Genomic DNA, 11,521 nt, shown 5'->3' with positions numbered 1-11,521 from the left:
GAATATATCATTTTATTCAACAACAAGTAAGCCGTAAACTGCGTTCATCACAGTCGTCACTGACTCGATAGATAAAAAACAACCAATAGGTTTCGCAGATAACACAGACATTGCGGAACAACATTTTTCAAGAAATAACGAAAGTAGGTACAAAATGGCAAATTACTTCAATACATTATCTCTGCGTCAGCAGTTAGACCAATTAGGTCGTTGCAGATTCATGCAAAAAAGTGAGTTTGCCTCTGGCTGCGATGCGCTGAAAGGCCAAAAGATCGTTATCGTAGGATGCGGCGCGCAAGGTCTTAACCAAGGCTTAAACATGCGTGATTCAGGTTTAAACGTGTCTTATGCTTTGCGTCAAGCTGCGATTGATGAGAAGCGTGATTCATACCAAAGAGCCACAAGCAATGGATTTGAAGTAGGTACTTACCAACAATTAATTCCTGAAGCTGATGTGGTTTATAACCTGACTCCAGACAAACAACATTCAAGTGTTGTTGAAGCTGTTATGCCGTTAATGAAAGATGGTGCAACCCTAGGCTATTCTCACGGTTTCAATATCGTTGAAGAAGGGCAGCAAATCCGTTCTGACATTACGGTTGTCATGTGTGCACCTAAATGTCCAGGTACTGAAGTACGTGAAGAGTATAAGCGTGGTTTCGGCGTACCTACACTGATTGCTGTTCACCCTGAAAATGATCCACAGAACAAAGGTTGGGATATTGCTAAAGCGCTTGCATCCGCTACTGGTGGAGATCGTGCCGGCGTATTGGAATCGTCTTTTGTCGCTGAAGTAAAATCAGACTTGATGGGCGAACAAACCATCTTATGTGGTATGCAACAAACCGCAGCGATTTTGGCATATGAAAAAATGACTGCTGATGGCGTTGACCCAGCATATGCCGGTGCCTTGATTCAGTTCGGGCTAGAAACTATCACTGAAGCGCTGAAAATTGGTGGCGTGTCAAATATGATGGACCGTTTATCTAACCCTGCAAAATTAAAAGCTTTTGAGTTATCAAACCAATTAACTAGCATGCTTCGTCCTTTATTTGAAAAACACCAAGACGATATCATCAGCGGTGAGTTTTCTAAAACCATGATGGAAGATTGGGCCAATGGCGATGCGAACTTATTAAAATGGCGTGAAGAAACAGGTCAAAGTGCATTTGAAAATGCCCCTGAATATTCTGGCAAAATTGATGAGCAAGAGTTCTTTGATAAAGGCATTTTAATTGTTGCCATGATCAAATCAGGTGTTGAGCTTGCGTTTGACGTCATGGTTGAAGCAGGAATACTGCCTGAATCAGCTTACTACGAATCACTCCATGAAACGCCACTTATTTCAAATACCATTGCTCGCAAGCGCTTGTATGAAATGAACGTAGTTATCTCCGATACAGCTGAATATGGCAACTACTTGTTTGCTAATGCAGCAGTACCATTTTTGCGTGAAAAATTAATGTCGACCATATCCTCAGAATTGATCGGTAAAGGTTTGTCAAACACTACCAATAGTGTTGACAACAAGGCATTGGTTGAAGCGAACAAAGCGATACGTACCCATGGGGTTGAGATTGTAGGTGAAACTTTACGTGGTTATATGACTGATATGAAAGCTATCGTTGATGCAGCTTAATAGTCATAGACAGTAACTTTTTCTGTCGTTAGGTGCTTATAACTAAGCGCTTTTTGCCCGGTCATTTGACCGGGCTTTTTATTAAGGTGCAAATATGTTTACTAACTGGATAAAGTTTCACTTAGTGAAGCGATAAAAACACGCATCTTATGATTACAACTTTAGACTAATATAACTGAGCTGTTATTTTGTGCTACCCTGCTTGTTTAGGATAATTGTTTTAGCGCTGTTAGTGAAAATAACTGTCCAAATTGGGCAAATTTACACAATTAAACTTAGAAAAAAACAGTTTTGGGTTAACTTTTCATTAAAATTGTAAAAATCCACTGGAAAATTGGCTAAAAGTCGTATTAACTCTACACTTCAATTACCAGAGAAAATGTTTTAACACTGTAATACAGATAATAAAAATAGTCGCTAAAGCGATACAATAATAATAATAATAAATAAAACATTTAAGCCTTTGATTTACATAAATTAAGCCGTATTTTGTAAAGATATAATTACTCATTATCTGAATGTGAGACGTTTTGTTGTCTCTGATCAGAAACAAATTTTTTGTAAGAATTAACTAGAAGCGTTGTAAAGTAGGCATCGTAGTTTTGGCCTTTTTATTGCATTAGCAGCGTTTGATGCTAAAAACAGCGGTTCTATAATAAAAATCAAGTTCTAAGTGGAGAACACTATGAATTCATCAATATCAAGATTCACGCAAATGGGCGATTGGATCTTCGAAGTGAAAATGGTTAGAGCACTTCGGGTTAAAAAATATGGAGAGCCGTATACGGCATTGGCGACATTGACGGCAAACGGGGAGTCAATGTATATAGATAGCCAATTGACAAGAGAAAATGATGATTTTTCTCGAAAGGACTTTCTAACGTTTTATAAGTTTTGCCAAGCCCTAGAAATGAAAAACGTGATCTATGATAAAGTGAAAAATGGTGTAAGACATCCTCGAGTAGTAGACATAGTCGAAAACGTGAAACCTTCTCCGATCGTACGCTTAGTCAAATAACAAACCTCAGCCAATAACAAAATAGTTAAACCAATTTAGCGTATTTCTATTTTGTTATTTTGCGAGTGTTGCACACTGGTGTTTGCTTAGCACCAGTTCCTGCAAAAATGAAACATCCCAAAGTAATCACCGAAAATATTAAAAACCCAATGGCAATAGGTGCAATATCATTTTGCACAAAACTTCCTATAAACAGTGCTACAGGCACTGCGAAAGCACTACTTAATGAGCCAGTTATCGCTGCCCCTAAGCCTGCCACATGCCCTAAAGGCATCATAGCCAAGGAATTGAGATTGCCAAATAAAATTCCAATGAAGAAGAAGTTCACAAACAAAATGCATATAGTAACTAACAAAGGCGGTAAGCCGTTGTAATGTAGTGTTGCTACTACAAAAACAGTCGACATAACAATCGTTCCATAGAGAGCCAAAGAACACAGTTTACGCATGCCCATGCTCATCACCAAAGTACCATTAATAAATGAAGCGATACCTATCGAAAATGCTAAAGTCGCAAAAATTAGTGGGAACATATCACCTTGCAGATAAAAACCTTCAAATATCGTTTGAGAAGCACTGAGATAAGCGAGGAAAGAACCGAATATGCAACCCATCGACAGGGTGTACATCATTACTGCTCTGTGAGACAGGATGTATTTACTCGATTGCCAGAGATCAGAAAGTGAAAATGGTTTACGCTTTGATTTAGGCAAAGTTTCAGGTTGCCGACTAAAAAACCAAACAGCTAAGCCAAAGCCAATCACTAAAAAAGATGCAAATATTTCACGCCAAGTAGCAAACAGTAATATAGCTTTACCAAATGCAGGGGCTACCATTGGAACAAGAATAAAGACCATCATAATAAAAGACATCACTCTGGCCATTGCTTCACCTTCAAACTGATCGCGGATCAGGGCAATACTCGCAATACGAGGACCAGAGACGCCGAAAGCCTGAATCACACGGCCAACCAGTAACACTTCCATTGATTGTGCAAATAAGCAAATCACTGTACCTATGGCAAAGACAATCAATCCAGACAAAATTGCTGAACGTCTACCCTTGGTATCAGAGTAAGGACCATAATACAGCTGACCAAATGCCATTCCTAAAAAGAATATAGAAATGATCATATGGGTATATTGCGGGCTTTCACTGCCTAAATCGCTACCGATTTGATTAAGCGCGGGTAACATCGCATCAATACTCAATGCCACGATTGACGACATAAACGCCATAAGAGCGACAAATTCGAGCATCCCTAATTTAGGTTTGACGTGTTCGATTTTCTCTTCATTAATCATTAAAGCATTAGTTCCAAAATGGGTAAAAAATGGCAACAAACTCAATTCAAAAAATGCAAATTGTGTTTGCAACTATATGTAAAAAAGTAAATTTTGTTAGAGGAAAAACAAGATATTTCAATGCAAAAGTAGCCTGTAACTATAGACTACTTTTATGAACCTGAAACGACTAGGAAAACGACGCTTAATCTACACTTAAATCAGTCACTAAGCCATTTTTTAAACTATATACCCAGCTGTGGATTTTTAACTTTTGGCCACGAGTGATAGCATTTCTAACAATGGCATTGCGTTTCACATTTTCAGTTTGCTCAAGCACATTGATTTCACACAGACGAGCTGATTTAGCAGCGCCAGAAAGTTTACTTAACTCTTTTTCATGTTTGCTTGCAATATCTCGAATATGACCAAGCCAATTATCTACCAACCCTAGGTTTAGCGGTTCACTTTGTAGCGCAGCATTGATACCACCGCAACCATAATGACCACATACAATCACATGTTCGACTTTCAAAACATCTACCGCAAATTGCAACACAGAGAGGCAATTGAAATCAGTATGCACAACCAAATTAGCAACATTTCGATGAACAAATACCTCTCCCGGCGGCAGATCTACAATTTGATTTGCAGGTACACGACTATCAGAACAACCAATCCATAAAAATTTAGGGGATTGCTGTTTCGCCAAAGATGCAAAAAAATCAGGCGTGACCTTAGTAGTTCGTTCTGACCACTTTCTATTATTTTCTAGGAGCTGTTCGATTTCGTTCATACAATATCGTCAATAACTCAAGGAAGGGTAATCATACAAAAACCCACCCGGATCTGATAGGAAAATATCAGTACAAACAGAATAATACGAACGCGAGCAAGGGAATCGACCGTTTGCTAATTTTATTGAAGCTTTAAGCTCTATCCCAGTGAGCTTCAAAGTCGGCTAACAAGCCTTTAAATTTTTGTTCACGCTTGTGCATCCAGAACCAAATTAGCGGTAAACAAATAGCATTGAATAAAAGCATTAATTTGGCTTTTCTAAGCAGTACTTGCTGATTGCTTGAGTCACCAAAATAGGCAAATAGAAAGAAACAAACAAACACCAACGGCGTGTAAAAACATAGCACTTTATTTACATGTGCTATTTTAATGTTTTGTTTGTATTGTAGTTTTACTCGCTCAATAAAATCGGTTGTTGACGCGGATTCTGATTTAAACCCTAAGGAAAATCGTCTTAACCAAAGTAGATAGAAGAACCAGACAACCACCAATAAAAATACGCTCCACAGCCAGATCGTTTCAAACGTCGACATTTTTCGAGGAAAAAAGTAAATAGCTATTGGCATAGCAATGGCAGCAAGTGCATCCATCAAAATATAAACATATTGTTTCGTTCTCATCAGCCACCACTGCCGTTTAAGCAAATGAAAATCAACTTGCGTCACATCTTGTTGTTGCCAGATTTTATCCAGGTCGAAGTTGTCATTACTCATGATGAAATGTCTCCATTAAGGATTTTTTTGCGCGATTGAGAATCACCCCAACATTGACCGAACTGATGCCACATACATCAGCGATATCTTGATAGCCAAGGCCTTCCATCGACATAGTTACAATCTGTCTGGATTGAACAGGTAGTTTGCGTACCGCTTTTAATAACTTAGCGACATCCGATTGTTGGGCCAATTGATTTTCAGGTGAACCGATGTTATTCGATTGCGGATTTTCAATTTCACAATAACTTTCGTTAAATGGTTGTTTAGCGTGATAGGCCACATGCGTTACGGCTTTATTATGCGCGACGCGAAGAATATATGTTTTCAAGCTGCTTTCACCTTTGAACGCCTTTAACGATTGCCACACAGCCAAACTTATTTCCTGCAACAACTCTTGTTGCAAGTGTTGATTGGCTTCGTAGCTTGATGCAACTCGGCTAAGTAAAGGCCCGTATTCGGAGACAATTGCATTGAAATCCGTATTCAAATGTCTGTTCCTGCAACATTAAAGTGTGAAATTTAAAGTTATAGTCTGACGATTACTGAAAACATTACAAATATTTGTAATGTTTTTTAATTGCCAAAGACTATAAAGACAAACGATGTTTAGACACAGCGTTTCAAACAACTTAAGTGACTTATTGAGATAGAGGAAAACAAAATGAGCGGAATTACAATTACTTTAATGATCGTTGGTTGTTGTTCGATATATTTAGCCGCAGCCTGGCTAGATACAAAACACGATTGGAAACTCATTGATTGGTTTAATGGAAATACACAAAACCCATTTAAAACCAACAAAGAACAGCAGTTTAAGGCCACGATAAATAACAAAGAGCAAGAAATAAAAGACTTGAAAGAACGTATTCAAGTCTTAGAAAAAATAGTGACTGAGCCAGCGTATGAGTTAAACAAAAAAATAAACAACTTATGATTTTGCTAGCGGATGCGCAGTTAACTCAGGTTAAAGCTGCGCATCCTGTATAACTAATTCTTTACTGATTTTTTGAGCAATACGCCTAAAGGTACTTTTCCCATCGCAACCGCATTACCAAACAAGACCACCGCCACACCAATTAGCGCTTGTAAATGCCACTGATAACCTTCAAATAGGGTAGATAAAAATAGCGCAACCAAGGGATACATCAACACCACATAAGCAGCTTTATCGGAGCCAATCTGTTGAACCAATTTCATATAAGCACCAAAGGCCAGTACAGAGCCAAATACGGCTAAAAACAGTAGTGATACGTAATAATCTGACGAACTGGGCAGAACAAATTCTGCGCCATTGAGAAAAGCAAAACCATACAGGAAAAACAAAGCATAAGTCATTGCCCAAAAATTCATCTGAATTACCGGTGTCCCATGGTCTAAAATTCGCTCTGAAATGACGTTACCCAATGCGGCACAGACAAAAGAAATACATGCGAGAGTGATACCTAAAGACAAAAAAAGATGAGTTTGTTCGTTTTCAAATTGCGGCACAAAAATCAATGCCATACCTAGCAATCCAAAAGTAGCACCTAAAACGACTTCCATACGAATAGGTTTTTTAAGGAATAAACGACGCATAATGACATTAATGTAAATGATACAAGAACTCATTAGAGCGACGACGGCACTCACCAAATAACGCTGACTTTCATACAAAAAGCTGTAGTCCAATGTGTATAAACTTAGACCAACAGCTGCCATTTTTATATGGATATGCATAGGTAATTTAAGCGGTAACCGTTTGAACCAACAAACACAACCCAGAATAATTGCGGCAATGGTAAAGCGGTAAGCCACTGATAAGACTGGGTCGACTTCATCGAGTTGAAATGTAATCGCGATCCAAGTTGAGCCCCAAATTAAGGTGCATGTAACAAATAGTTGAAGATTGGACACTCATTGGCCTAGAGATACTGAACAATTTGACATAATATCAAAACATATGAAAAGCGACTAATAATGCTTTGGCTGATATCGTTGTTCTGGTAAAGCAATTTTCTAACTAAAGGACTATTAAAATGAAAAAGCTTATTACCATCTTACTGTTGGGATTATTAATTCTTGCAGCTGTTCTGTGGATACGCGCTGAAACGGTATTTAGCGATAATCAGCTCCAAGTAGAACAATCCAAGCAAGTAATGCCATTAGACCCCGAAGCGGCAGTGTTGAGGTTCGCCAGAGCTATCCAATTCAAAACGATTTCCTATGACGACCCGGAACAAGTTGACGACCAGCCCTTCATCGAATTAAGGCAACATATACAGCAAAGTTACCCTCTTGTGCATCAAGTTGCACAACAAAAAACCTTCAGCCAACATAGCCTGCTGTATTACTTTCCTGGTACCGACAGTTCGCTTAAACCTGCATTATTTATGGGGCATATGGATGTGGTGCCGGTTGATGATGTGACCTTAAGCAAATGGCAACAACCGCCTTTCAGCGGTGCCGTTGTAGACGATGTCATTTGGGGGCGCGGCACCATTGACGACAAAGTAACGGTGTTCGCTTTGCTTGAGTCTATGGAGATGTTGTTGCAGCAAAATAAGCCTCTCAAGCGTGGTATTTACTTAGCTTTTGGACACGATGAAGAAGTAGGTGGAACCCTAGGCGCAGTTAAAATTGCGGAATACTTGGAACAACAGAATCTTGAATTCGAGTTTGTCTTGGACGAAGGTGGCGCTATTACGGAAGGCATCATGTCGGGTATCGACAAACCTGTAGCCATCATCGGAATAGCCGAAAAAGGCTTTGTTAACCTGAAACTTACCGTAAATTCAGAAGGTGGACATTCATCACAACCACCAGATCATACGGCGTTAGGGATTTTGAGTGAGGCGATTGTAAAAGTGGAAAATGCCCCGTTTGATACCGACTTAACCTATAGCAAAAAAACGTTTGATGCAGTCGCTAACCACGCCCCGTTGACTTCGCGCTTACCTATGGCAAACCTGTGGTTATTAGAACCCGTAGTTAAAAACGCCATGTTAAAAGCCCCTTCTACGGCAGCCGGTATCAGAACTACTATTGCGGCTACTATGGCAAACGGAAGTTCTAAATCCAACATTTTACCGACTCAGGCTTCGGCTGTGATTAATTTCCGCATCATGCCTAGAGAAAGTATCAATACGGTGAAACAGCATGTAATTAACGCAATAGATGATGAACGAGTGGTAGTGACAGACTTTATGGGAGTGGAGCCATCTGGCGTTTCTCCCACAGATAGCATGGGCTATAGGTTAATCGAAAAGCATATTCGCCAACAAAACAATGATGTTTTAGTAGCGCCTTATTTAGTAATGGGTGGAACGGATTCGCGTTATTACACCGGGCTGTCTGATAATATATATCGTTTTATGATGGTGCGGTTAGATTCTGAAGGTTTAAAACGCTTTCACGGCATCAATGAACAATTACCTGTTGACGATTACTTAAATGCGATTAGCTTCTTTTATGCCATGCTTGAAGAAACCAGTGGCGTAACAGCCAATCCCCGTTAAAATTCGAACAAGCACTTGGCAGATAGTAACAATCGAAAATAAAAACCCCCAATCCTTAGCGAATTGGGGGTTTAAAAGTGGTAATTTTGAATATCACAAATATTCAGTTTTCAGATTAACCTATACACACAAACCTGATGCGTTAACCACGTGTTTCACCGTCACCGTAGACAACAAACTTTTCAGTCGTCAATGATGTCGCCCCCATAGGTCCATAGGCGTGTAATTTACTGGTTGATATACCAATTTCAGCACCAAGTCCTAATTCTCCGCCATCGGAAAAACGAGACGAAGCGTTTGCCATAACAACCGCAGAATCGACAACTCGAATAAACTCATTGGCAGCGGAATAATCTTGGGTAACAATAACTTCAGTATGACCAGAACCATACAAACCTATGTGCTCAACAGCATGGTCGAAATCATCTACTACGCGCACTGCTATTTCCAATGCTAGGTATTCTGCGTGCCAATCATCCTCGGTAGCCGCTTCAGCTTCATGAAAGTAACGAATACTATTGTTGCACGCGTGCACTTTTACCCCTTTGTTATTGAACATCGCTGCCGCCATAGGCAAAAACGTTTCAGCAACAGATTGATGCACTAACAAGGTTTCTAACGAATTGCACACACTGGTGCGTTGTGTTTTACCATTTTCAAGTATTGACAAGCCTTTTTGTAAATCTGCTTGCTTGTCAATGTACAGGTGGCAAACCCCTTTAAAGTGCTGAATAACTGGAATGCGACTATTTTCCGTGACAAAGCGAATCAAACCTTCTCCACCACGAGGAATAATTAAGTCGATGGAATCATTTAGAGTCATCAATTCGTTCATCACATTACGGTCAGTATTCGGCACCACAACCACAACATTAGGATCTAATTGATGTTTCTCAAGCGCGACTTGAATACACTTCGCCAATGCTAAATTTGAGTGAATGGCTTCTTTACCACCACGCAGAATGACGCCGTTTCCAGCTTTTAAACATAAGGCTGCTGCATCAATCGTCACATTCGGACGAGACTCATAAATCATTGCGATAACGCCCAAGGGAATGCGCATTTTACCTACTCGGATTCCACTAGGACGCTGTTGAACGTGACTAATTTCTCCTACGGGATCAGGCTGTTGAACAATCTCCAATACAGCATCGCGAATTGCTTTTAGACGCGCTTCGTTCAAGCGCAACCTATCTTGCATAGATGCATCAATTTGATTTTCTTGGGCTGCATCTAAGTCTTTTTGATTAGCAATTAATATTTGCTCTTTTTGCTCTATTAATTGCTCAGCTATCTCGGTTAATAAGGCGTTTTTAGCCTGACTTCCCAAGGATGAATAACCTCTAGCGGCTTTCTTTGCTGCCTTTGCTGCAGCGGCGATTGAAAATGTCATATCCTTTTACTCACTTTTTAAAGCAGAACCATATCATCTCTATGCACAACAGCTTCACCAAAAGTGTAACCTAAAATACTTTCAATTTTGCAGCTTCGCATGCCTTTTATATTATTCAGGTCAGAAGAGTTATATAAAGCTAACCCTTTTGCTAATGCATTATTTTGATACTCAATTGTCACCGCGTCTCCAGAATTAAACTGACCGATTACATCGACAATTCCACTAGGTAATAATGACGCACCTTTACTTAAAATAGCGGTTTTCGCACCTGAATCTATCACGATTTTACCGCCACTTTTTAATGTATGTTTAAGCCATTGGCGTCGCGCATTTTCGCGGCTTGCCACAGGTGTAAAACGTGTTCCTAACACCTTACCTTCTAAAAGATGGTCGAATACCGCCCCTTTTTGGCCATTGACAATAAGCGTTTGAATACCGCTTTGAGTGCATTTTTGTGCTGCTTGAAGTTTGGTATGCATACCGCCTGTACCCAACTTGGTGCCGGCTCCACCAGCCAATGCAAAAATACTTTCATCCACACAAGTGACTTCAGGAATGAGGTTGGCGTGAGGATTTTTACGTGGATCTTGGTCGTACAAGCCATCCACATCAGAACAAATAATCAGCGTATCTGCTTGTGCAATTAACGCAGTATAAGCAGCTAAATTATCATTATCACCGACCTTCAACTCGTTTACGGCGACCGTGTCATTTTCATTGACGATCGGTAAAGCTTGGTGATTAAGAAGCTCTCTTAAGGTATTTTTTATGTTTACATAACGGGTTCGACTATGCAGATCATCATAGGTAAGTAAAAGTTGCGCACAAGGGAAATCAAAAAAACGTGACCAGTTAGCCATCATTTGCATTTGTCCAATTGATGCCATAGCTTGTTTTTCAGCGATTGAAGGAGGGTGGTGAATTGGCACACTACTTCGGCCCGCAGCAACACTACCAGAAGAAACCAAAATGACTTCTTTCCCTTGTTCCTTACTTGCTGTAATAAAACGTGCAATTGCTAGCAAATACCGAGCACTACATTGCTGACCATCAGGTGCAATTAATGCGCTACCAACCTTAATAACTGCCCGTTGCCACTCGAACTGATGCATCTTTTTTCTCGACCAATAGAATTATTTGTAGAGTACGACAATTCACAAACTTAACAAGATGTTAAG

Annotated in this window: 11 protein-coding genes; 4 read left to right on the top strand and 7 right to left on the bottom strand. The window is 39.8% G+C overall.

The window, feature by feature from the left end:
• Positions 1 to 154 precede the first annotated feature (154 nt).
• Positions 155 to 1,639, top strand: a complete 1,485-nt coding sequence (gene ilvC, locus GLIP_RS17825; protein ID WP_008846085.1) for a ketol-acid reductoisomerase — start codon at positions 155 to 157, stop codon at positions 1,637 to 1,639.
• A gap of 685 nt (positions 1,640 to 2,324) precedes the next feature.
• Positions 2,325 to 2,657, top strand: a complete 333-nt coding sequence (locus GLIP_RS17820; protein ID WP_008846084.1) for a hypothetical protein — start codon at positions 2,325 to 2,327, stop codon at positions 2,655 to 2,657.
• A 46-nt stretch (positions 2,658 to 2,703) separates the two neighbouring features.
• Here GLIP_RS17820 and GLIP_RS17815 read toward each other — a convergent pair whose 3' ends face one another.
• The 4 genes from GLIP_RS17815 to GLIP_RS17800 form a co-directional block, all read right to left on the bottom strand.
• Complete coding sequence (locus GLIP_RS17815) at positions 2,704 to 3,960, bottom strand: multidrug effflux MFS transporter (protein WP_040523528.1); 1,257 nt, start codon at positions 3,958 to 3,960, stop codon at positions 2,704 to 2,706.
• A 184-nt stretch (positions 3,961 to 4,144) separates the two neighbouring features.
• Positions 4,145 to 4,735 (bottom strand): carbonate dehydratase, encoded by a 591-nt coding sequence (gene can / locus GLIP_RS17810; protein WP_008846082.1) that lies wholly within the window; start codon positions 4,733 to 4,735, stop codon positions 4,145 to 4,147.
• A 133-nt stretch (positions 4,736 to 4,868) separates the two neighbouring features.
• Complete coding sequence (locus GLIP_RS17805; RefSeq protein WP_008846081.1) at positions 4,869 to 5,450, bottom strand: hypothetical protein; 582 nt, start codon at positions 5,448 to 5,450, stop codon at positions 4,869 to 4,871.
• Positions 5,443 to 5,940, bottom strand: coding sequence for an RNA polymerase sigma factor (locus GLIP_RS17800; RefSeq protein WP_008846080.1), 498 nt, complete (start codon positions 5,938 to 5,940; stop codon positions 5,443 to 5,445). Before GLIP_RS17800 ends, GLIP_RS17805 begins: the two co-directional genes overlap by 8 nt.
• Positions 5,941 to 6,114: 174 nt before the next feature.
• Here GLIP_RS17800 and GLIP_RS17795 point away from each other — a divergent pair, with 174 nt between their 5' ends.
• Positions 6,115 to 6,387 (top strand): hypothetical protein, encoded by a 273-nt coding sequence (locus GLIP_RS17795; RefSeq protein ID WP_008846079.1) that lies wholly within the window; start codon positions 6,115 to 6,117, stop codon positions 6,385 to 6,387.
• Positions 6,388 to 6,440: 53 nt separating this feature from the next.
• Here the strand turns inward: GLIP_RS17795 and GLIP_RS17790 are convergent, their stop codons facing one another.
• The gene (locus tag GLIP_RS17790; protein WP_008846078.1) at positions 6,441 to 7,346 is read right to left on the bottom strand and encodes a DMT family transporter; all 906 of its coding nucleotides are present in this window, start codon (positions 7,344 to 7,346) and stop codon (positions 6,441 to 6,443) included.
• A 122-nt stretch (positions 7,347 to 7,468) separates the two neighbouring features.
• Between GLIP_RS17790 and GLIP_RS17785 the strand changes: the two genes are divergently transcribed.
• Positions 7,469 to 8,947 carry a M20 family peptidase gene (locus tag GLIP_RS17785; RefSeq protein ID WP_008846077.1) on the top strand — a complete coding sequence of 493 codons (1,479 nt, stop codon included), beginning with the start codon at positions 7,469 to 7,471 and terminating at the stop codon, positions 8,945 to 8,947.
• A gap of 142 nt (positions 8,948 to 9,089) precedes the next feature.
• Here the strand turns inward: GLIP_RS17785 and GLIP_RS17780 are convergent, their stop codons facing one another.
• A complete protein-coding gene (locus GLIP_RS17780; protein ID WP_008846076.1) occupies positions 9,090 to 10,340 on the bottom strand; it encodes a glutamate-5-semialdehyde dehydrogenase in 1,251 nt (416 codons plus the stop codon).
• Positions 10,341 to 10,357: 17 nt separating this feature from the next.
• Entirely contained in the window at positions 10,358 to 11,455 is a 1,098-nt protein-coding gene (gene proB / locus GLIP_RS17775; RefSeq protein ID WP_008846075.1) for a glutamate 5-kinase, read from the bottom strand.
• Between the last annotated feature and the right edge of the window lie 66 nt (positions 11,456 to 11,521).

The sequence above is a fragment of the Aliiglaciecola lipolytica E3 genome (assembly GCF_000314975.1).
GTDB classification, from domain to species: Bacteria; Pseudomonadota; Gammaproteobacteria; order Enterobacterales; family Alteromonadaceae; genus Aliiglaciecola; species Aliiglaciecola lipolytica.
Note: the sequence above shows the minus strand (reverse complement) of the source record. Positions and strands in the feature narration are given on the sequence as shown.